Consider the following 20,883-nt stretch of genomic DNA (forward strand, 5'->3'; position numbering starts at 1 on the left):
CCTCCGCGCGGGATTCCTTCCCCCGCGCGTGACTTGACGCCCTCGGCAGGGCGGTCGTACCGTTCGGGAAAGCGCTTTCCTCGCTGAAGGGATCCTCATGAGCGTGCGCACCATCGGCGTCGTGATGAACGGCGTCACCGGACGGATGGGCTACCGCCAGCACCTGGTCCGTTCGGTCCTGGCCATCAACGAGCAGGGCGGTGTCACGCTCTCGGACGGCGGGCGGGTCGTCCTCAAGCCGGTGCTGGTCGGGCGCAATGCCGACAAACTTGGAAATATCGCGGCGAAGCATGGGATTTCGGATTTCTCCACTGATCTCGATGCCGTCCTCTCCGACGACGCCAACCTGATCTACTTCGACTCCCAGGTGACCAGCGCCCGGGTGAAGGCCGTGCTCAAGGCCATCGACGCCGGCAAGCACGTCTACGCCGAGAAGCCCACGGCCGAGACGACGCAGGAGGCGCTCGCGCTGGCGGAGGCCGCGGCGGCCAAGGGCGTCAAGAACGGCGTTGTGCAGGACAAGCTCTTCCTGCCGGGCCTGCTCAAGCTGAAGCGGCTGATCGACGGCGGCTTCTTCGGCCGCATCCTGTCGGTGCGGGGCGAGTTCGGCTACTGGGTGTTCGAGGGCGACTGGCAGGAGGCGCAGCGCCCGTCGTGGAACTACCGGGCCGAGGACGGCGGCGGCATCGTGCTCGACATGTTCCCGCACTGGCACTACGTGATGGAGAACCTGTTCGGCCGGGTCCGGTCGGTCTACGCCCGGGCCGTGACGCACATCCCGTCGCGGGTGGACGAGCAGGGCGCGACCTACCAGGCGACCGCCGACGACGCCGCGTACGGGATCTTCGAGCTGGAGGGCGGTGTGATCGCCCAGATCAACTCCTCCTGGGCGGTCCGGGTGAACCGCGACGAGCTGGTGGAGTTCCAGGTGGACGGCACGGAGGGCAGCGCCGTGGCGGGCCTGCGCAACTGCCGCGTGCAGCACCGTTCGGTCACCCCCAAACCGGTCTGGAACCCCGACCTGCCGGCCACCGCGCGTTTCCGCGACGGCTGGCAGGAGGTGCCGGACAACGGGGAGTTCGACAACGGGTTCAAGGTGCAGTGGGAGGCGTTCGTCCGGCACGTGGTGGAGGACGCGCCGTTCCCGAACGACTTCGCCTCGGGCGCCCGGGGTGTGCAGCTCGCCGAGCTGGGCATGCGCTCGTCCGCCGAGGGCCGCCGGATCGAGGTGCCGGCGCTGTGAGGATCGACCTGCCCGGGGTGGGCGCGTACACGCTGCGGGAGCCCGCCGACCGGCCGAAGGGCGAGCGGCCGGCCGGCAGCCGGATCGCGTACGCGGCCGCCCACGTGGTCGCCGACCCGCTCGGCGAGAACACGCCCGGCTCCCCCGCCGCCGTCGACTGGGACGCCACGCTGCGCTTCCGCCGCCACCTGTGGTCGCACGGCCTGCGGGTGGCCGACGCCATGGACACCGCCCAGCGCAACATGGGCCTGGACTGGGCGGCGACCAGGGAGCTCATCCGGCGCAGCGCCGCCGAGGCCCGCGCGTTCGGCGACCCGGCGACGCTCGTCGCCTGCGGCGCCGGCACCGACCACGCGCCCGAGGCGGGCGACCTGGACACGATCACGGCCGCGTACGGCGAGCAGATCGAGACCGTGCAGGCGGCCGGCGCCGGTGTGATCATCATGGCCTCGCGGCAGCTCGCCCGGGTGGCCTCCGGGCCCGCCGACTACCACCAGGTGTACGGCAAGCTGTTCGGCCTGGCGGACCGGCCGGTGATCCTGCACTGGCTGGGCGAGATGTTCGACCCGCAGCTGGCCGGCTACTGGGGCTCGCGCGACGTCGGCGCGGCGACGGAGTCGTTCCTGGAGCTGATCCACGCGCACGCCTCGACGGTGGACGGCGTGAAGGTGTCGCTGCTGGACGAGGAGCACGAGGTGCGCCTGCGCGCCGCGCTGCCGGAGGGCGTCAAGCTGTACACCGGCGACGACTTCAACTACCCGTCCCTGATCAGGTCGGGCTCGCACGCGCTGCTCGGTATCTTCGACGCCATCGCGCCGGCCGCCGCGGCGGCGCTGCGGGTGCTCGACGCGGCCGAGGCGGCCGGTGACGCGGCGGAACGCGAGCGGCTGCTGGCCGCGTACGACGAGATCCTCGCCCCGACCGTGCCGCTGTCGCGGAAGATCTTCGAGGCGCCGACGTACCACTACAAGACCGGCATCGTCTTCCTGTCCTGGCTGAACGGCCACCAGGACGCGTTCGCCATGGTGAACGGCGCCCAGTCGGCCCGCTCGCTGCTCCACCTGTCGCAGGTGTTCGCGCTGGCCGACCAGGCGGGGCTGCTCGCCGACCAGGAGCTCGCCGTGCGCCGCATGAAGGCGCTGCTGGAGGTGAACGGGCTGTGAGCCTTTCGCTCAACCAGTGGACGACCCGGCGCTGGTCGGTGGCCGAGGCCGTGGACGGGTGCGTCCGGCACGGCCTGGAGGCGATCGGGCTGTGGCGGGAGAAGGTCGCCGAGCAGGGGCTGGCGGAGAGCGTCAAGCTCGTGCGGGCGGCCGGGCTGCGGGTGTCGTCGCTCTGCCGGGGCGGCTTCCTGACGGCCGGCGGGCTGCCCGGCGAGGAGGGCCGTACGGCTTTCGCGCGGGCGCTGGAGGACAACCGGCGGGCCGTCGACGAGGCGGCCGAGCTGGGGGCGGCCTGCCTGGTGATGGTGGTGGGCGGCCTGCCGGGTGTACGTCCGGGCGAGGCGCCGCCCGACGGCTTCACGCGCGACCTGGCCGGGGCCAGGGAGCGGGTGGCCGAGGCGCTGGCGGAGCTGGCTCCGTACGCCGGGGAGCGGGGAGTGCGGCTGGCCCTGGAGCCGTTGCATCCGATCTACTGCCCGGACCGGGCGGTGCTGTCCACGCTGGGCCAGGCGCTGGAGCTGAGCCTGCCGTACCCGGAGGAGCAGGTCGGGGTGGTGGTGGACACCTTCCACGTGTGGTGGGACCCGCGGCTGTTCGACGAGATCGCGCGGGCGGGGCGGCGGATCGCGTCGTACCAGGTGTGCGACTACCTGCACCCGCTGCCTGAGGACGTGCTGCTCGGGCGGGGCATGATGGGCGACGGCGTGATCGACTTCCCGCCGATCACCCGGGCGGTGCTGGCCGCCGGATACGCCGGGGACGTCGAGGTGGAGATCTTCAACGCCGACGTCTGGGCCGCCGATCCCGACGAGGTGGTGTCCACGATGAAGTCCCGCTACGCCGGAGTGGTGCTGCCCTGAGCCGGGCCGCTATGACGGGACGGTCACCGTCCCGGCGGCGCCGTTCACGGTGATCAACTGGCCCGTGGAGATGCGGTGGGTGGCGTCGGGGACGCCGACGACGGCGGGGATGCCGTACTCCCTGGCCACCACGGCGCCGTGGGACATGGCGCCGCCCATCTCCATGACCAGGCCGCCCGCCGTCAGGAACAGCGGGGTCCAGCCGGGGTCGGTGGAGGGGCAGATGAGGATCTCGCCGGGCTCCAGGTGGGCGCCGACCGGGTCGAGGACGACGCGGGCGGGGCCGGTGACCTCGCCGGGCGAGGCCGCGGTGCCGGTCAGCGCCCCGTCCGCGGCGGGCGCCGCGAGGGCCTCGGGCTCGGTGCCGTCGGAGAGCAGCACGCGGGGGACGTGGCGGCGGCGGCGCTCCCGCTCGTAGGTCTCGCGCCGGGCGGCCACGAGCGGGCGCAGGTCGCCGCCGCCGAGCGCGGCCCTGGCCTCGCGCAGGTCGAGGAAGTAGACGTCCTCGGGCGCGTCGAGGACGCCGAGGCCCACCAGGTGCTCCCCGACCACGAGCAGGCTCCGCCGCACCGCCGCGAGCGTCTTGACCAGCTGGAACTTGGGGAGCTCGCGCAGCCCCGCGTACGCACGGGTGCGCCCGAGCGCCCAGCGCACCACGGTGGCACGCCGTCCGGCCCGCGCCGCCACCCGGGCGACGGCGGCGCGGGCCTCCCGCTCCCCGCGCGCGAAGAGCGCCGAGGGCGCGCGGTCGCCGTCGTCCATCCGCAGGTAGTTGGCCAGCGCGCCGAGGATGTGGTCGGGCTCCTCCGACCAGCGCGGCACGCCGAGGTCGATCTCGGCGATGCCCCGGTGCCCGTACGCGTCCAGGAAGGCCGCGACCCCGCGCTGGGCGGCGGGCGGGAGGCGCCCCTCGCGGTAGCGGCGGGCCAGCTCGGCGACGGGCAGCTCGCGGAACGGCTCCGGCTCGATCCGGGTGGCCAGGTCCCACAGCGCAAGGTCCATCTCGGTGGTCGGGTTGTGCGGGACGCTGCGCAGGACGTCGCCCATCTCGTTCACCGGCACGCCGGACAGGCGGGAGGCCAGCGCGAACAGGGCGTACCCGGTGATCACGGTCGGCATGATGGACAGGATCCGCGGGAACGTGCCGGCGAGCACCCACGCGGCGTGGTCCAGCCGCTGCGCCGGGGTCGCCGAGGCGGGCACCCGGAGGCGGCGGTCGATCTGCTCGCCGATCCGCGCGGTGGACGCCAGGGCCCGGCGCGGGCTGACGAGCGCCGTCAGGACGCGGGCGGGCAGGCGTACGCGTCCGGCGAAGCGCCCGAAACCGCGCAGGAAGCCCCGGGACGAGACCGGGACGCGCGCCAGCCGCGGGTCCTCGAACAGCCGCTCCATGACGGTCGCGGTGCGCGCCTCGCCGAGCGTCATCAGGCGCGGGAGCAGGACGCGGCCGGGGCGGCTGCGCACGGCGGGCGTGATGTCGAACCACAGGCGCTCCCCCGACACCGTGACGAAGGGCGCGCCGTCGCGGGGGTCGGCGGGGCCGTGGCCGAAGAGCGCCGCGACTCCTGCGGTGATCAGCCGGAACGCGGCCAGCCCCATCGGCGTGAGCGGCCCCATGACGCCCTGGACGACGTTGAGCGAGAAGTACACCCGAAGGCCCGGCCCCTTCGGCTCGGGCAGCGGGTAGAGCGTGGTGATGGGCCTGGCCTGGGTGAGCAGGAACCGGCCGTCGCGGTCGAGGGCCCACTCGGTGTCCTGGGGCGCGCCGTAGTGCTCCTCGACGCGCGCGCCGAGCGCGGCGAGCTCGCGTACCTGGCCGTCGGTCAGGCACAGGCCGCTCACGGCGGTCTCGACGCGTTCGGTGCCGCCTGCGGGCAGGGGGCGGACGGCCACGCGCTTGTCGCCGGCGCGGCGCTCCAGGATCCTGCCGTCGAAGACGACGAACCGGTCGGGGTTCACCGCGCCGGACACGACGGCCTCGCCGAGCCCCGGGCTCGCGTCGATGACGATCTCCCGCCGCCGCCCGGTGACGGGGTTCGCCGTGAACATGACCCCCGCCACGCTCGCGTCCACCATGACCTGGAGGACGACCGCGAGGCTCACGGAGGCGTGGTCGATGCCGTTCGACTCGCGGTAGGCCACGGCGCGGTCGGTCCACAGCGAGGCCCAGCAGCGGCGTACGGCCTCCACGACCGCCTGCTCGCCCACGACGTTGAGGAACGTGTCCTGCTGCCCGGCGAAGCTGGCGAACGGCAGGTCCTCGGCCGTGGCGGACGAGCGCACCGCCACGGGCACGTCATCGCCGAGGGACGCGTACGCCGCCACGATCGCGTCGCGGACGTCCGGCGGGACCGGGGCTTCGAGCAGGTGACGCCGGGCGCGCGCGGCGAGGTCGTCGCCGGAGGTCTCCAGGCCGTGGGCGATCCGCCGGTACGCCTGCGTGGTCAGCACCCGGCCGGGCGGGACGGGCAGCCCGGCCTTGGTCAGCTCGCCGAGGTTGGCGGCCTTGCCGCCCACGTCGGCGAGCGTCTCCGCGTGGATCTCGGTGAGGTCGAGGACCATCGTCATCGCGTGTTCTCCCGGCGTCGGCGTCCTGTCCTCCAGTCTCGCGCCTCACGGCCAGAAATTCAACAGCTGATGAAACTCAGCGGCGTCCCGTCGAGTTCCCAGGCCGGGTCCACCGGGACGCCGAGCGCGGCCAGGGCCGTCGGGGCCACGTCGACCAGGCGCGGGCCGTCGAGCACGCGGCCGCCGAGGTCCTCGCCCGGGCGGTGCGCGACGACGAACACCGTGCGCTCCTCGTCGGAGACGCCGCCGTGGCCGCCCGCGTCCACGTGGCCGTGGTCGGTGGTGACGAGCACCGTCCAGCGCTCACCGCCGTACGACGGGCGGGCGCGGATCGCGTCGAGCAGCCGGCCCAGGTACGCGTCCTGGGCGGCGAGGGCGGCGGCGTACTCGGGGCAGTGCGGGCCGAGGGCGTGCGCCACCTCGTCGGTGTCGCCCAGGTAGACGAAGACGGCGTCGGGGTCGTCGCCGGCCAGGTGCGCCTCGGCGGCCTCGGCGATCTGCGCGTCGCAGGCGGACCAGCCGGCCGTGTACCCGTCGAGGACGAAGCGACGGTCGATGGCCGGGCCGAAGGCGCCGTGCTCGGCCAGGGCTGCCCACGAGAAGAAGGCGGAGGTGGTCAGCTCGGGGCGGGCCAGCTTCACCCGCGTCAAGAAGTCCGGAAATTTCGTGAACTGAGGGGCGGCGAAACCGTTGTCCACGACTCCGTGCTTGTCCGGCCAGACGCCGGTCGCGATGGACGACCACCCCGGCCCCGAGTCCGTACGGGACCTGATCACCCGGACCCCGTCGTCCTGCTCCGCCGAGGCGGGGACGACCTCGCCCGGCGACTCCGTGCGCGGGGCTTCGGCCTCGCCGTAGGGCAACATGCTGGTGCCGTACGCGCCGGTGGACATCAGGCCGGCCAGCACGGGGGCGTCGAGGGCGACGAGCCGGTCGAAGCGCAGGCCGTCCATGCCGACGACGAGCACCTTGTCGGTGGGGGTTGTGAAAGCGGACATCCCCCTATCTAAGCGGGCCGGCTACGCGGCGAACCGGCGCACCCAGGCGACCGCGCCGGGGAGGATCTCCTCGACCGGGGCCACCTGCGGATACCACGTCCGCTCCCACTCCAGCGACACCCAGCCGCCGAACCCGGCCCCGCGCAGCAGCTCGCCCGCCTCCTCCAGCGGCACCGAGCCCTCGCCCATGGGCACCGGCGTCGTGTCGTGCGCCGAGACCGCGTCCTTGACCTGCACGTACGACAACCAGGGCCGCAGCGCGGCCAGGGTGGCGGCGGGGCTCTCGCCGTGGCGCCAGGGGTGCAGCAGGTCCCAGATCACGCCGGTGGTCTCGGGGCTGCCGGCCTCGGCCAGCAGCGCGGCCACGGCGGCGCCGGTGGCCATCTGGTCGTGCGTCTCGACGAGGACGCGCACCCCCCGGTCGGCGGCCGGGCCGGAGACCGCCTTGAGCCGGCGCGCGCCCACGGCCGGGTCTCCGCCGCGCGGGAACACGCGCACGCCGGGCGCGCCGAGATCGGCGGCCAGGCGGAGGTCGGCGAGCAGCGCTGCCACGACTTCTTCGTCGGCCCCGGGCTGGCAGATGCCGACATATCCGGCGAGGGTGGAAATTTCGAGACCTGCCCGTTCCACTCGCTCCCGTACGGAACGCCGCTCCTCCGGGCCGAGCCCGGCGTGCACGCCCGTGTCGGGGTGCAGCCGCAGCTCCAGGCCCTGGCAGCCGTGCCCGGACGCGATCTCGATCGCCCGGTCGAGCCCGTCACCGGGCATCCCGAGGGTGCTGACCGCCAGTCTCACGCGATCCTCCGTACGCTCTCCCGCAGCACGACCTCGCCGGCGACGTGTTCGACGACGACCGGCTCCTCCTCGTTGAGCGCCAGCTCCAAGGCCCGCGCCCCCATGTCGGCCAGCGGCAGCCGCACGGTCGTCAGAGCGGGCACGTGGTCACGCAGCGTGACGATGTCGTCGAACCCGGCCACCGAGACGTCGTCCGGCACCCTGACGCCCCGTTCGCGGTAGGCCGCGAGGGCCCCGACCGCCATCACGTCGTTGACCGCGAACACGCAGGTCGCGTCCTTCACCTGCCGCGCCGCCGCGTACCCGCCGTCGCGGTCGAACGGCCCGTGGATCACCTGCGGCGCCGGGAGCCCCAGCTCCCGCAGCGCGGCGGCGAAACCGGCGCTGCGGTCGGCTGCCGTCATCAGGTGGGGCGGGCCCGCCAGCACCGCGAAGCGGGTGTGGCCGAGCCCGGCCAGCGCCCGCGCCAGTTCCCCCGCGCCCTCCCTGTTCGCCGGCGCCACGGTGTCGACGCCGAGGAGGTCCTGGCCCACGCAGGCCGCCCGGCCGCCGCTGTCGCGGTAGCGGGCCAGCTCGTCGCGCAGGCGGCCGGTCACCGCCTGGTCGGCGACGCGCGAGCCGGCCAGCAGCACCGCGCGCACGCGCTGGGCGTTCAGCGTCGCCACGTAGGCGATCTCCTGCTCGGGGTCGCGGTGGGTGGTGCCCACCATGACCAGCAGGCCCTCGGTGGCCGCCGCCCGCATCGCACCGTCGGCCAGGGCCGCGAAATAGGGGTCGGTCAGGTCGTGCACGACGATGCCGATGACGTTGCTCGACCCGCGGGCCAGCGTCTGGGCGGCGATGTTGGCGCGGTAGCCCAGCTCGTCGGCGGCCCGCTCGACGCGGGCCCGCAGGCCGGCGCCCACCTGGCGGGTGCTGCCGTTGAGCACCCGCGAAGCGGTGGCGAGCGAGACGCCCGCCTGCCTGGCGACGTCTTCCAGCGTGACCACGACACCTCCCTGGAAAGCGATTTCCCAGTCTGCCAGACCACTCCGCATCCTCGCACGCCCCCAACACAGCCCCGCCCGCCACCGCACGACCACAGCGGCACCTCGGCGGAGGTCGACCGCGCCTGCCTGCCTGCGAGATGTATCAGCGGCACAGGCTCCGGAGCCGGAGCCCGCGAAGCGGCCGGCCGGCAGCGCAGATAGATCGCCCCGCTACCTAGGGGGCACCTCGCCGGAGGAAGTCCCGATGAAGGAGGCGCCGATGAGCGAAGCGCCGGTGCAAGAGGCACCGCACAGGTCCAGGCCGGGGCTTCTGGCGTCACACGACAACAGCGACAGCACCCCCCTCGGCTTCTTCTAGCAAGCGCCCCACGCGTACAAGAGGAGCCGGTGTAGGAGGCGCCGGTGAAGGGGGCGACCATGGCGTGGATGCGCTGCGGTACTTGGTCGCCGAGCGGGAGGGTGTCCGGCGCGTTTTCGCATCCTTGGCCGGCTGGCGATGCACCCGCGTGGTCGTGCATGCCGCACCGGTGGTCATGCATGCCGACGGCCCGTCGAGCCGCGTCCGGCTGACTGTGCCCCCAGCGGCCCGTTGAGCCGCGTCCGGTGGCTGTGCCCCCATCGCGGCCCTGTACTCGACCGGGGTGCGCCGGTTCGAGCTCGCCGGGGTGGCGCTGGCCGACTACGACCCGGCGGCGCGCTCCCTGCGCCTGGTCGGAGCGATATCGGGCGTAGAAGCCGACGAGGCCGGGCCACCGGCCGGCGCGCATGTGCTCGGCGACGTGGCCGAGCTGCCAGCCGCACGCGGCCGCCCCGGCGATGACCGCCTGACGGGCTTCCGAAGGGCTGTCGTACTGGCGGGCGTCGTACTGGCCGGTGGCGGCGATCTCCTCCAGGCGCGGCGACAGGCGGGGGAGCGGCCCGTCCGGGCGGGGAAGCCAGCGCTGCCCGTGCTCATCGGTCGCCCAGTCCGCGCGCTGAGGCCTCACCGCCGCCTGGTCGACGTCAACGGCGCCCGCGTCGGGCAGCTCCAAAGACTCGAGTTCGGGGGCGAGCGCGTCGTGCAGCGCGTCCCACACGTCCGGGCCGTTGGGGTTGTCGCACACCCACAGGGCGTGCTCCACCGTGGTGGTGAGCTGCCGGTGGCCGCCGCGGCGATGCCACGCCCCGGGCGGCGTGATCAGCCCTTCCCGCTCGTTCTGGGCAGGCTTGGGGTCGAACGTGACATACCGCTTGGCGAGGGCTTCGGCGAGGCGCCGCATCTCGTGGTACGGGCGCGGCGTCGACCACGGCACGAGGACGTGGCGGCCGCCGGTGGGGACGACGTCGGCGATGCAGTCGCCGCCGAGCCGGGCGAGCAGGGCGATGAAGTCGGTCGCTTCCTGCTCGACCAGGGCGGCCGGGTCGGGTGCGCCCGCCGCGGCCGCCTGGCGATGTCGAAGTCGGCGGGCAGCCAGCGCGTCAGGCCGTGGTGGTAGATGTACACCGCGGCGACGCACCACGGCTGTCGCACGGTCAGCTTCCGCTCGTCGCGGCGGAGGTAGTCGCGGCCGTTGACGGCGAGCCGCACCCGGTCGTTCGCGGCGATGCGCGGCGCGAACGTCGCCCAGGTGCGGGCTGCCGTCACGGTGCCATGTCCCGGTTCGCCCGGGCGAGGGATGGGTATGAAGTCGTGCGTCGTGGCTATGCCGGTTTGGCCCGAATGCGACACGCCGATTCCGGGCACGACTGGCAGAGCCAGGGGCCTATCGATTACTGTGGCTCCTAGCTTCTGGTACCGGCTCCAGGCATGCGAAAGCCCCGCCGGGATCCGGTGGCCGTTTCGAGGGTCCTTGCGCACCTGCTTGGCGGTAGATGGCGCGAGGGCCCTCGTGGTGTTTATGGAGTTATCCGCCGTCCCCGGCGGTCAGTTCTCCCTTCGCTCCCGTCCCGGGCGGTGCCCGGTCAGGCGCTCATCAGGTCCAGGTTGAGCTGCTCGGTCTGCTCCGGCTCCACGGGCGCCGTGCCCTTCTGGTCGGCCTCGACGAGGATCTCCAGATACCGCCACAGCGGCACCCGGCGGGCCTTAGCGCCCTTCTTCGCCAGATCGCACACCTCGGGCCGTACGCGGGCCTGCAGCATCACCTCGGTGCCCGTGGGGACACGGAGGCGGCGAGGCATCGCGCCCGTGACCTGGCCGCGCGTCAGCGGGTCGGCCTCCACCAGCGTCTCCAGGTAGAGCGAGATGGACTGGCCGCGCGCTGCCGCGCCGGCCCACGCGAGGTCACGAACCTCAGGGCTCACGCGGCCCTGGAGGCTCCCATGGACCCGGCCGGTATTCGCGCGTCGCCTACGTCCCGCAATAGCAGCCATGCCGAGCATCATCGCGCACCCGACCACGAAGATCCTTGCCTGACCTGCTGTAGGTCACAGTGCGTGAGGGCCGCCTTGAGGGGGTAGGCGCAGATGACTATCACCAGTACCAACAAGGGAGGCGCCATGAGCGGCGTTCTTTCCTCCGCCACCAAGACCCCCGTTCAGCTGGCGGCGCTCATCGTCGGCGCCGTGTTCCTGCTGATCGGCATTCTCGGGTTCATCCCCGGCATCACCACCAATTACGGCCAGATGCAGTTCGCCGGCCACGAGTCGGGCGCGATGCTGCTGGGCCTGTTCCAGGTGTCGGTCCTGCACAACATCATCCACCTGGTGTTCGGGGTCGCCGGCGTCCTGCTGGCCAGGACGTGGGCGGGGGCACGCTGGTTCCTGCTCATCGGCGGCATCATCTACCTGGTGCTCTGGCTCTACGGACTGTTCGTCCCGCACGGCCACCCGGCCAACTTCGTCCCGTTCAACACGGCCGACAACTGGCTGCACCTGGTGCTGGGTGTCGTGATGATCGCGCTCGGGGCGATGGCGACGCGTGCGCGGCTCCAGCACCGCCTGGACACTCACTAACCGAGCGCGGCGCGTATGCCCGCGCGCTCCAGGTACCCCTTTGGTTCGTGCCGGTCGAGCGGGGAGCCGGAGATGCGCGCCTGCGCGATGCACAGCGTCTAGATCATCATTTCGCCGAGTGGCGGGCACGTTTCCACCAGCGCGTCGACGTCGCCAAGCGCCGCACCATCGGCTTCCGCTCGCTGCACGAGGCGCTAGACACCACCACCCCGGCCAGCCGGCTCGTCTTCCACGTCTTCGCCGCGCTGGCCGAGTTCATCCGCGAGCTCATCATCGAAGGCACCCGCCGCACGCGCCCGCGGCCAGCGGCTGGGCCCACCGCCGGCGATGACCCTCGAGCAAATCCGGCACGCCCACGACCTACTCGGCAACACCGTCTCCAGCATCGCTCGCCTGCTCGGCGTCAGCCGCTCCACCATCTACAAGTACGTGCCCGAGCTCGCAAGCGGCCGATCTGTCGGCGAAGTGCCGACAGAGTGGTTTTGCTCGTGACTAACAGCAGCGTTTGCTCGTCAGTTTCGACAGCGCTCGGGGTACTGAGTCAGCCCGGAATGTCGGTGAGAAGTAGCAGCACCCAAAGACCAGAAGAACCACCTATAGCGATCAGGCGACTACCGAGAAGGTGCCTCCCGACCTCAAGATCATATTGTTGAACGTGCAGCCTCACTCACCGCCCCGGCTCTCTTTCAGAGAGCGGTGCGGAAGCCGCCGTTACTGAAAAGGTGTTGGCCGTTGATCCACTGGCCCTGCGGAGAGCAGAGGAAGGCGACGAGATTGGCCGGCTCCTCGGGGCCGGCGAGGCGCCCCGCGGGGGTCTGCTTGCTCCCGGCAATACGGATTTCGTCCGTCATCCACCCGGTGTCGATGGGGCCGGGATTGATGATGTTGGCGCGGACGCCAAGATGGGCGAACTCGTGGGCGGCGGCGAGGGTGATGCGGTCCAGGGCGCCTTTGCTGGCGCCGTAGGGGAGGTTGCCGACGACGTGGTCGCTGGTGAAGGCGATGATGCGCCCGGGGTCGGCATCGTTGGTCGTCCCTTGAAAGCGCCGCCCGAACTCGCGGATGAGCAGCCACGGGGCCCGGGCGTTGACGGCGAAGTGCCGGTCGAAGCTATCCACGGTCGTGGTCAGGAGGTTCAGGTCGCGCTGTTCGCAGTGACACATCACCAGAGCCCTGACGGGTCCGAGGTCCCTCTCAACGGAGTCGAAGATGGCCGCTGGGGCGCTCGGGTCTGCGAGGTCTGCTTCCACAGCGGTGTGCCGGGCGCCCAGGCTGCCCAAGTCGTAACCGAGCGAGGTGGGCGCATCGGGCTCGGGCTCCCAGGGCTTCTCGTCGTCGTAGGGGCGCCAGTAGGTGAACGCGATGTCCCAGCCGGTCTTGGCGAGGCTGCGGGCCACTGCGGCGCCAATGTTGACGGTGCGTCCGCCCGCACCGGTGACGAGAGCGACGGGTCGGGAACTGGAGGGCGTCGTGTCCGGCATGATGGGATCATGGTTCACCCCGGCTGTCGCCTCAACTGCTTTTCAGCCCGGGGATTGGAGGGATTTGCCTGCGGTAATACCGCCACTTCGCGGCTAACTGCAGAGACCCGGGCGAAGCAGCCGGATGCCTGGTGCTCTTCCTCGACGCTACGACGATCGCCGCTGCTCGTCCCGCATCAAGATCGTTCGTCCTCGGCTTCGCCTGCGGGCGCTGCATCTTGACCCGCTCCTCCCAGCGGCGGGCCAGGCGTTGTCGAGGAAGGGGCGTGAGAAGGGGGAGTCAGCCAGCGGCCTTATTCGCTGTGGCGGCGTCGGCCTGGGCGCGGGTTTGGGCGAGCCGGTAGGACTCAGTGCCGGTCTCGATGATGTTGCCGCCGTAGGTGAGCCGGTCGACGATGGCCGCGCAGAGCCGGGGTTCGGTGAATGTCTTGGTCCATCCCGAAAACGACTCGTTTGAGGCGATTGCGACACTGTTGGTCTCCTCTCTTTCGGTCAGAACCTGGAACAACAGTTCGGCCCCATGTCGATCAAGCTCCATATAGCCAAGTTCGTCGATACAAAGGAGATCCACGCGCCCATAGCGGGCGATGGTCTTGGTCAGCACCTTCTCGTCGGCGGCCTCGACCAGCTCGTTGACCAGCTTGGCGGCCAGGGTGTACTTGACTTTGAACCCGGCCAGCGCGGCCTCGGTGCCCAGCGCGATGAGCAGTGCGACTTGCCGGTCCCGGAGTCGCCGATCAGACACAGCGACTGGTGCTTGCGCACCCAGTCGCAAGTGGCCAAGGTGTGGATGACGGCCGGGTCGACGTTGGGGTTGGCGTCGAAGTCGAACTCGCGCAGCGATTTCTGCCTCGGAAAGCTTGCCGCCTTGATCCGCCGCTCCGACGCTTTGCGGGCCCGGTAATCACATTCGGCCATCAGCAACTCGGCCAGGAAGCCGAGATAGCTCATCTGATCGCGCGGGGCGGCAGCGGCCAGCTCGACGAACTGGCTGCGGATGGTCGGCAGGCGCAATCGCTGGCAGGCCTGGTAGATCGAGGCTTCGGCCGCTTCCTCGGTCAGGGCGCGGCGGTGAAAGGCGGTCATGGCAGCTCTCCCTCAGATGCGGGCCGGCCACCGGTCCGGCGGCGCAGCAACTGGTCATAGACGGCCACCGACGGCAGCGGCCGGGTATCGGGCGGCAGCTGGGCCAGCCGCCGGGTGGTCAGCGACACCACCGCAGGCTCATCCAGCCGGGCCAGCCGTTCCGGCCGGGGTGGCGGCGGACCCGGCTCCGGAGTGTCGTCGGCCTGAGCGATCTTGCGGGCCTCCAACGCCACGGCATCCGCGGTCAGTGCGCCCACCTTCAACGCGGCTTCCATCCCTGCCACCACGTGCCGATGCTCCATGCGCCGGTGCAGCAGGAGCACCTCGATCAGCGCCCGGGTCCCGTCCGCGTCCCCGTGCTTGCGGCGGGCCGCAGCCCACCATGCCTCATGCGTGGCGGTGAAGGTGCCCGCGGCCCGGGCCTGTTCCAGCGCGGTGGCGCCGGGCAGCGCGCCGGGCTTGTGCGCCAGGGCCTCCAGGTAATGGTCCAGGTCCAGCCGGGCCCCGCCCTTGGCGATCAGCCGCTCGTGCCGGGCCACCTCGATGCCGTTGTGGTAGACGACCAGATGGGATGCGAACAACATGACCCGCACCTGATGCCCGGCCAGGTGGATCGGCACCGAGTAGCGGTTGGTGCGCACGCTGATCTGTCCGTGCATGTTGACGGGTGGGGTCAGCAGCCGGCCGATCTCGAACGGCTCGACCGGCAGCGGCGCCAGCAGGGTCCGCTCGTGCGCGAAGCGCTCGCCGATGGTTTGGGTGCGCATCCGGATCCGGCGCTGTTCGTCTTTGATGTCCCACTGGTCGATCAGCGCGTTGAGTTCGCTGATCGAGGCGACTTCGGGGACGGGCACCAGGTGGTTGCGGCGGAACCAGCCGATCTGGCCCTCCACTCCGCCCTTCTCGTGCGCGCCGACCAGCCCGGGTCGGCAGTAGAAGGCGTCGATGCCGGCCCAGCTGCGGAAGGCCACCCACCGCTCAGACTCCACTCGGCGGCGGGAGAAGCCCAGCACTCGGGCCACCGCGGGCTTGAGGTTGTCGTAGCGCACCTTGCCCGTGGGTAGCCCACCCAGTACGGACATCGCATGCACGTGCCCTTCGAAGAAGGCCTCTTGCGAGCACGTGAGGAACATTCTGTGCACGGCCTTGCCCGACCACGACAGCCGGAACGAGAACAGATAACACCGGGTCAGCTCGCCCGCCAGGTGGATCCACACGTCCCCGAAGTCCACCTCGGCCTCGGCCCCGGGCTGGTGGGTCTGCTCGATGAAGACCTCCGCCGGCGCCCGGCCCGCCTCTAATCGGATCTGCGGGCGGCGATTGGCGACGTAGTCGCGGACCATGCCGTACGACACCTGCACCGCGCCGTGTTCCTCCAGCAGCCGGTCGAAGATGCGCTTGGCGGTGTGCCGCTGCTTGGGCGGCGCGTCCAGGTCCACCCGCAGCATCTGGTCGATCAGCGGCTTGAATGGGTCCAGCCGGGACGGCCGGGGCGGGAGCGGCTTGCGCGGCGCGGGCCAGACCGAGGCCAGTGCCTTCTCCACGGTACGGAAGCCCACGTTGTGCTTGCGTTGGATGGCCCGGATGGACAGCCCAGCTCGAGAATCGCGGCGGATCGCCGCTTACAACTCGACCTTGGACTTGGGCTGCACCAGCGCCACCTCATCCCGCGAAGCACATCAGTGCTCTCACCGCAAGCGCTCGGGCGCTGTTACTTCTCAGCGACATCACCTTGCAGTGGAAACGATCGCTGTCGCAGCAGACCGTCAAACGCTGTCACTTGTCATCGACAGAACCACGACAGAGCGAGCCGAACTCGAATCGGGAAGCTGATTTCCCAGCTCAAGGCTTGTTGGCGGCTGATGTCACATTGGTTAACGGCACCCCCAGTAGGGGTTAGCCGCTGATCTCCCGCCGCGCCGGCGCCGGACAGAGCTCCTGGTACGCCTCCCTCAGGTCCCGCCCCGCAGACACCCCCCGAGCCTCGACCTGAGTCACCACCTCAGCCACGCGCCAGTAATTGGACGGCACCAGCAGACCGTTCGCCATCGCCTCCATCGCGATGTGGCCGGCTTCCTCCAGCTCCTCAGCGACGAGTAGCGCGAGCGCCAGGTCCAACCGCGCGGAAGCAGCCCGCCGCGGCCGCGGCCCCCCGTCGTCGGAGGACTCCAGCCGTTCGAGTACCTGGCGAGCGCAGTCGACCGCTGCCGGGTCGCCTACCCATGCCAGCGTGGTCGCCGTGTAGGCGTCGGACTTGGCGGGGTCGTACCGGTAGTGGTGTTCAGGCCGGTCCGGGACGGGCATCGGGGAGACCATCTTGTGGACGCGCGCGAGCGCGTCCCGCGTTTCGGCCGATGCGCCCAGCCGCGCCCACGCCCGCCCTTCCTGCGCGGTCGCCTGAATGTAGGCCGAACCGGTGCGAGGCGCGATCGCCTGCGCCCCCTGGGAGAGGGTCACCGCGGTCTGGTAGTCGCCGTCCGTGAGGACCTTCCACGCTTCGGTCTCCACGCACCACGCGGCGATCTCTGGATGCTCGGCGTGGTGGGCCAGCTGCGCCGCGGTGCGCAGCCGCGCGGTGGCGGCCGGGTACTGCCGCAGGTCGATGTGGCAGGTGGCGCCGAGCAGCGACAGCCACCCGCCGGCGACGAGCAGGCGGCGATGCTCGGCCAGCGTCTTGCGCCCGTCCAGCAGCCGAGCCACGTACGTCAGGTGCCGTTTCACCCTGTACAGCAGTTCGGCGGGGCGGGTGTTCGGGTAGGCGGCGGCGAGGTCGTCCACGGCCATCTCCAGCCGTTCCAGCGTCTCGCCGCCCACGTCGCTGGCCGCTGCCCGCCGCGCCAGCTCGATCGCGTCGATCTCATCGCCGAGCTCGTCCGTGTCGTCGCCGCCGAACAGGACCTGCTCGCTCAGCCCGTACACCCGGCAGTACAGCTCCGCGTACTCGTCGTCCGGCCGCCGCTTGCCGCTCTCGTGGTCGCGGATGCGCCGCATGATGCTTTCCGGCTCCGGCATCGCCCGATCCGCGACCCGCGCCAGATGGTTCGCAAGGTCGCGCTGCGACCAAATGCGTTTGTTCCTCTCGGCACGCAGCCGCGCCGACCAAGCCGGGACTGTGCTCATCTCATGCACCTCCGCCGGGGGGACAGGGCGGATACCGAGTACGCCGCTGATGTCCTCTCCCGAAGTCGTACCACACCGCACTGTGATGGAGACATGCATCTGTGAGCGACAGCGAGCCCTGCGCAGTCGCGTATCCCAGTCCCGACGATAGCCATTCGAGGCCCACGTGACGACCAGCACTCCGCACGGCAGAACACCACCCGCCAGGATCGACGACGAGACCGGCTGGCGGTGGGCGGCCTGTCTCGAACAGGCCTGCGCCTTCTGGTGGATGGTGCTGTGGGAGCCCGCTGGACAGCACTTCACCGGCTACTACAGGGGCCCGTGGAAGCCGGGCGGCGTCTACCGCAAGGGCAGGACACCCGAGGAGCTGTGGAGGCTCATCGTCGCGACGCAGGCTGAGGGCCGGCGCATCGCCGAGGAGTCCGCGGCACCGGTGGTGCCGCCGCTCCTGGCCGACGAGCTTCCCGCCTCCCTGTGGAGGGCGGCCGCGTGACTCAGACGGACGTGGCCGAGCGAGCTGCCGCATCGCGCTGGATCCGGCAGCCTCCCCACGTCTTGCGAGCGCTTCATCATCCTGGTGGCGGCCCCCGTACTCGGCTGTGTGGTCCTGCATGAGGAGCACACCCACGGCGCGAGCATGCTCCTCAACCGGATCGTTCCGCCGCTACCTTCCGGGCAGACCGTCGAGGCGTGGCTGGCGAAGAGGAACAGGGAGCTGAAGGCTGACGGGTGGGGCGATCCCACCCGTGTCGCAGGCATCCGCTAGCCCGCCGGCCCCGACGCCGGCGACGGCTGCCCCCGCACTCCCCGCTCACGTCCGTGTCCTACGGGAGACGCGGGGGCCGCAAACACCAGCGATTCGCGAACAGACGAGGAGACCCGCTTGAGTACGCTCCGCCCGGTGGAAACCAACACCGCACCCAAGGAAGACGGCACAGACCGCGCGCTGCGTGACGCCATGGTCGACGAACTGCGCAGCTGGGGAGGCGTAACCACGGTGCAGGTGGAGGCCGCGATGCGGACCGTACCCCGGCACGTCTTCGTGCCCGACGCGCCGCTGGAGCAGGCATACGGGCCCGACTCGGTGGTCACGCACCGGGACGAGAACGGAACAGCGATCAGCTCCGCGTCCGGCGTTGGGGTGGTCTCGGGGATGCTGGAGCAACTCGACGTCCAGCCCGGCCATCGGGTGCTGGAGATAGGCGCGGGGACCGGCTACAACGCCGCGCTGCTCGCCGAGCTCGCCGGGCCGGAGGGCCACGTGACGACCGTCGACATCGGAGCCGACATCGTGGCGGGAGCCCGGCGCGGCCTGGCCGCAGCCGGGTACGACCGCGTGCAGGTCATCCACGGCGACGGCGCAGCCGGCCACCCCGAGAACGCACCCTACGACCGGATCATCGTCACCGCAGGCGCGTGGGAGGTGCCTCCCACGTGGCGCGAACAGCTCGCACCGGACGGGCGGCTGGTCGTCCCGCTGCGGATCCGAGGCGTCACCCGGTCCGTGGCGCTGGAACTCTCCGGCGACGTTTGGCGAAGCGTGTCGATCGACGAGTGCGGGTTCATGCCGATGCACGGCCCGGAAGCCGTCGCGGAACTCAACCAGGAACTGCCCGTCAACAGCGGCGTGTGGATCCGCGTCGACGACGGACATCCGGTCGACGCGGACGCGTTCGCCGCGGCGCTGACCGGCGCGCCGTCCCTGGCCTGGTCGGGGGTGGTGGTGCCGTGGCAACCGCTGGTGCATCTGGACTTCTGGCTGGTCGGCGCGACTGCACAGACCTGCCGGGTCCTCGTCGCGGACCGGGCGCGGGAGGCGGGCCTGGTCGACCCGATCTACCCGTGGGGCAGCATGGGCTGCTACACGTCCGACAGCTTCGCGTACCTGGTCCGCCGTCCCGCGCCCAGCGACACCGCGCAGGAGATGGTCGAGCTGGGGGCGTGCGCGTACGGGCCCGATGGGGAGCGGCTGGCCGGTGAGGTCGCCGACCGGGTTCGGTCGTGGGGCATGGCCCGCGCCCGCGACGAGCTGGCGGCGCTCCGGATGGAGGTCCATCCGGAGGGGAGCGCCGACCATCCCGCCGCCATGATCACGGCGGACAAGGCGCGCAGCAGGGTGTTCGTGATCTGTGGTTGACGCGGCACGCGCGCGCCCATCGGGAACAGCCGCACCACCCCCTCCACCGTCCGGTGCAGGGGAAGCATCCGCAACTGGAGGTGGTCATGAGATCCAGCACGCCGACGCTCGACCGGCCCGACCCGCTCGACTCGACCGCCGAGGTCACGCCGCTCGACGTCTCCAACCTGTTCGACCTGGGCGTTCAGGTGGGGCCGGTCCACGATCTGCCTGCGGGGATGGACTCCGCGGACTGCACCAACGACACCTGCACCGGGACCTGCGCGAGCTGCGGCTGCAGCGGCGGCTGCTGATTAGCAGCCCGCGACCGTGAATTCAGAGGGAGGAGTTGGGTATGGCGCAGATCTTCGTCCCGGTTCCCGCCGCCCCGGCGCTGGCGCGGATCCCGCTCCTCCCCCTGACATCCCCGGCCGACGCCGGCCCGGCCGGGGAACTGGTGCATCCGCTGGTCCGTGAGGGGATGTTCCTGGCGTCCCGGCAGGCGTCCGCTCTCGCCGCCGCAGCCTCACTGGAGGGCCGCGGCGGCGAGACGGCGCGCAGTTACACGCTCCGGGCCCGGATCCGTCCCACCCCGCAGGGTGTGTTCGCCGGCGTGGCAGCCGCGTTCTTCTCCGACTCCGCCGGCGCGGACGGCCGGACCATGGGCAGCGCGCACCGAGCTCGCAGCGTGCCCGACCCTGGGTGGCTGGCCACGGTAGCCGACCGCGTCCTTTCCGATCCGGACGTGCTGCCGCGGCTCACCCTGTCGGCCAACACCCTGACCGTCCGCCGCGGCGGACGGCTGGAACGCGAGAGACCGGCAGAACCCGGCGGCGCCGGGGTGCGGCGGGTCACCGTGCGCGCGACCGACGCCACCGCACTGGTCATGAAGGTGTGCGCGGGGGAGCCTCGTGGGGCGAGGTGCTCGATGCCGTCACCCGCGCCTGGCCCGGGACTCCCGAGCCTCCAATCCGCGCCATGGTGTTGCAGCTCGTCGCGTACGGGTTCCTCCTGACCGACCTGCTCGGCGAGGACGGTAGCGACGACCCGCTGGGGCGCCTTCTGGCGAAACTCCCCGGCAGCGCGCTCCGCGACGACGTGGCGTTGATCCGCCGGCACCTCGCCGATGCCGACACCTATCCGCCGGGCGCGCCGCAGCGGCTCACCATGCTGGCCGCCGCGCGGGACGTGGCCGACCGGATCGCTCTGCAGGAGCGGCCGGTGCCTGTTGACGTGGCCGTCGACGCCGACGTGGTCCTGCCTGCCCGGCTGGCGCGGGAGGCAGCCGACGCCGCAGGAGTCCTGTGGCGGGTCGGGGCCGCTGCAGACCCGTTGGCCGGCTTCCACGACCGGTTCCTCCACCGGTACGGGCGGCACCGGTTCGTGCCGCTGCTCGACCTCGCCGGTCGCGTCCTCGGAGCGGTGTAAAAGGCTCGACGAGGTAGGTGCCGTGAGTGGATCTTAGGCGGCCTCGATAGCGGGTGCCAAGGCCGGATCACCCGTCGGACGAAGCTGAGTGGGTGGGTGAAG

The 20,883-nt window shown here is 71.6% G+C and carries 17 protein-coding genes and 3 pseudogenes; 11 read left to right on the forward strand and 9 right to left on the reverse strand.

Annotated features, from left to right (window positions below; all coding sequences use genetic code 11):
* Positions 1-97 precede the first annotated feature (97 nt).
* From C1J01_RS03765 to C1J01_RS03775, 3 genes are read left to right on the forward strand one after another with little or no spacing between them, the layout of a single operon-like run.
* Positions 98-1,243 (forward strand): Gfo/Idh/MocA family protein, encoded by a 1,146-nt coding sequence (locus C1J01_RS03765; RefSeq protein WP_181448560.1) that lies wholly within the window; start codon positions 98-100, stop codon positions 1,241-1,243.
* Positions 1,240-2,406, forward strand: coding sequence for a dihydrodipicolinate synthase family protein (locus C1J01_RS03770; RefSeq protein WP_111175984.1), 1,167 nt, complete (start codon positions 1,240-1,242; stop codon positions 2,404-2,406). Before C1J01_RS03765 ends, C1J01_RS03770 begins: the two co-directional genes overlap by 4 nt.
* Complete coding sequence (locus C1J01_RS03775) at positions 2,403-3,266, forward strand: sugar phosphate isomerase/epimerase family protein (RefSeq protein ID WP_181448561.1); 864 nt, start codon at positions 2,403-2,405, stop codon at positions 3,264-3,266. Before C1J01_RS03770 ends, C1J01_RS03775 begins: the two co-directional genes overlap by 4 nt.
* 9 nt (positions 3,267-3,275) lie before the next feature.
* Here the strand turns inward: C1J01_RS03775 and C1J01_RS03780 are convergent, their stop codons facing one another.
* Genes C1J01_RS03780 through C1J01_RS03795 form a run of 4 tightly spaced genes read right to left on the reverse strand, consistent with a single transcriptional unit; the run spans position 3,276 to position 8,616 of the window.
* The gene (locus tag C1J01_RS03780; protein WP_111175988.1) at positions 3,276-5,834 is read right to left on the reverse strand and encodes a PEP/pyruvate-binding domain-containing protein; all 2,559 of its coding nucleotides are present in this window, start codon (positions 5,832-5,834) and stop codon (positions 3,276-3,278) included.
* 59 nt (positions 5,835-5,893) lie between these two features.
* The gene (locus C1J01_RS03785; protein ID WP_111175990.1) at positions 5,894-6,832 is read right to left on the reverse strand and encodes an alkaline phosphatase family protein; all 939 of its coding nucleotides are present in this window, start codon (positions 6,830-6,832) and stop codon (positions 5,894-5,896) included.
* Positions 6,833-6,853: 21 nt separating this feature from the next.
* Positions 6,854-7,627: a sugar phosphate isomerase/epimerase family protein gene (locus C1J01_RS03790; RefSeq protein WP_111175992.1), complete on the reverse strand. Its 774-nt coding sequence runs from the start codon at positions 7,625-7,627 to the stop codon at positions 6,854-6,856.
* Positions 7,624-8,616, reverse strand: a complete 993-nt coding sequence (locus C1J01_RS03795) for a LacI family DNA-binding transcriptional regulator (RefSeq protein WP_235854236.1) — start codon at positions 8,614-8,616, stop codon at positions 7,624-7,626. The genes C1J01_RS03790 and C1J01_RS03795 overlap by 4 nt, the downstream gene beginning before the upstream one ends.
* 641 nt (positions 8,617-9,257) lie before the next feature.
* Between C1J01_RS03795 and C1J01_RS49540 the strand changes: the two genes are divergently transcribed.
* The gene (locus C1J01_RS49540; RefSeq protein WP_181448562.1) at positions 9,258-10,091 is read left to right on the forward strand and encodes a hypothetical protein; all 834 of its coding nucleotides are present in this window, start codon (positions 9,258-9,260) and stop codon (positions 10,089-10,091) included.
* A 466-nt stretch (positions 10,092-10,557) separates the two neighbouring features.
* Here the strand turns inward: C1J01_RS49540 and C1J01_RS03805 are convergent, their stop codons facing one another.
* Positions 10,558-10,896, reverse strand: coding sequence for a hypothetical protein (locus C1J01_RS03805; protein WP_111175996.1), 339 nt, complete (start codon positions 10,894-10,896; stop codon positions 10,558-10,560).
* Positions 10,897-11,091: 195 nt separating this feature from the next.
* Here C1J01_RS03805 and C1J01_RS03810 point away from each other — a divergent pair, with 195 nt between their 5' ends.
* The 3 genes and pseudogenes from C1J01_RS03810 to C1J01_RS51880 all read left to right on the forward strand — a co-directional run bounded on the left by C1J01_RS03810 (position 11,092) and on the right by C1J01_RS51880 (position 12,039).
* A complete protein-coding gene (locus tag C1J01_RS03810; RefSeq protein WP_111175998.1) occupies positions 11,092-11,547 on the forward strand; it encodes a DUF4383 domain-containing protein in 456 nt (151 codons plus the stop codon).
* A 47-nt stretch (positions 11,548-11,594) separates the two neighbouring features.
* Positions 11,595-11,783: pseudogene (locus C1J01_RS51875) on the forward strand (hypothetical protein); the annotation flags it as partial.
* A 91-nt stretch (positions 11,784-11,874) separates the two neighbouring features.
* Positions 11,875-12,039: a helix-turn-helix domain-containing protein gene (locus C1J01_RS51880; protein WP_235854237.1), complete on the forward strand. Its 165-nt coding sequence runs from the start codon at positions 11,875-11,877 to the stop codon at positions 12,037-12,039.
* A gap of 194 nt (positions 12,040-12,233) precedes the next feature.
* Here the strand turns inward: C1J01_RS51880 and C1J01_RS03820 are convergent, their stop codons facing one another.
* The 4 genes and pseudogenes from C1J01_RS03820 to C1J01_RS03835 form a co-directional block, all read right to left on the reverse strand.
* Positions 12,234-13,028 (reverse strand): SDR family oxidoreductase, encoded by a 795-nt coding sequence (locus C1J01_RS03820; RefSeq protein ID WP_111176000.1) that lies wholly within the window; start codon positions 13,026-13,028, stop codon positions 12,234-12,236.
* Positions 13,029-13,308: 280 nt separating this feature from the next.
* Positions 13,309-14,114 (reverse strand): annotated as a pseudogene (gene istB, locus C1J01_RS53650) (IS21-like element helper ATPase IstB).
* On the reverse strand, positions 14,111-15,730 hold the full coding sequence (istA, locus tag C1J01_RS03830) for an IS21 family transposase (protein ID WP_235854241.1): 1,620 nt from the start codon (positions 15,728-15,730) through the stop codon (positions 14,111-14,113). The pseudogene istB and the gene istA overlap by 4 nt, the downstream one beginning before the upstream one ends.
* A gap of 280 nt (positions 15,731-16,010) precedes the next feature.
* The gene (locus C1J01_RS03835; protein WP_111176002.1) at positions 16,011-17,126 is read right to left on the reverse strand and encodes an NsdA family TPR-like regulatory protein; all 1,116 of its coding nucleotides are present in this window, start codon (positions 17,124-17,126) and stop codon (positions 16,011-16,013) included.
* Positions 17,127-17,400: 274 nt separating this feature from the next.
* On the opposite strand from C1J01_RS03835, the gene C1J01_RS03840 reads away from it, so the two are divergent.
* From C1J01_RS03840 to C1J01_RS51885, 4 genes and pseudogenes are all read left to right on the forward strand, one after another.
* Entirely contained in the window at positions 17,401-17,730 is a 330-nt protein-coding gene (locus C1J01_RS03840) for a hypothetical protein (RefSeq protein WP_111176004.1), read from the forward strand.
* 408 nt (positions 17,731-18,138) lie between these two features.
* Positions 18,139-19,374 (forward strand): methyltransferase, FxLD system, encoded by a 1,236-nt coding sequence (fxlM, locus tag C1J01_RS03850; protein ID WP_111176008.1) that lies wholly within the window; start codon positions 18,139-18,141, stop codon positions 19,372-19,374.
* 86 nt (positions 19,375-19,460) lie between these two features.
* Entirely contained in the window at positions 19,461-19,667 is a 207-nt protein-coding gene (locus tag C1J01_RS03855; protein ID WP_146615460.1) for a hypothetical protein, read from the forward strand.
* A gap of 167 nt (positions 19,668-19,834) precedes the next feature.
* Positions 19,835-20,781: pseudogene (locus C1J01_RS51885) on the forward strand (lantibiotic dehydratase).
* Positions 20,782-20,883: the final 102 nt, after the last annotated feature.

It is taken from the genome of Nonomuraea aridisoli (assembly GCF_003236395.1).
GTDB lineage: Bacteria > Actinomycetota > Actinomycetes > Streptosporangiales > Streptosporangiaceae > Nonomuraea > Nonomuraea aridisoli.

What these genes read in the sequence shown, in the direction of transcription:
- C1J01_RS03765 (WP_181448560.1), top strand. Translation starts at nt 98, where the DNA reads ATGAGCGTGCGCACCATCGGCGTCGTGATGAACGGCGTCACCGGACGG.
- C1J01_RS03780 (WP_111175988.1), bottom strand. Translation starts at nt 5,834, where the DNA reads ATGACGATGGTCCTCGACCTCACCGAGATCCACGCGGAGACGCTCGCC.
- C1J01_RS03785 (WP_111175990.1), bottom strand. Translation starts at nt 6,832, where the DNA reads ATGTCCGCTTTCACAACCCCCACCGACAAGGTGCTCGTCGTCGGCATG.
- C1J01_RS03810 (WP_111175998.1), top strand. Translation starts at nt 11,092, where the DNA reads ATGAGCGGCGTTCTTTCCTCCGCCACCAAGACCCCCGTTCAGCTGGCG.
- C1J01_RS51880 (WP_235854237.1), top strand. Translation starts at nt 11,875, where the DNA reads ATGACCCTCGAGCAAATCCGGCACGCCCACGACCTACTCGGCAACACC.
- C1J01_RS03820 (WP_111176000.1), bottom strand. Translation starts at nt 13,028, where the DNA reads ATGCCGGACACGACGCCCTCCAGTTCCCGACCCGTCGCTCTCGTCACC.
- C1J01_RS03835 (WP_111176002.1), bottom strand. Translation starts at nt 17,126, where the DNA reads ATGCCGGAGCCGGAAAGCATCATGCGGCGCATCCGCGACCACGAGAGC.
- C1J01_RS03855 (WP_146615460.1), top strand. Translation starts at nt 19,461, where the DNA reads ATGAGATCCAGCACGCCGACGCTCGACCGGCCCGACCCGCTCGACTCG.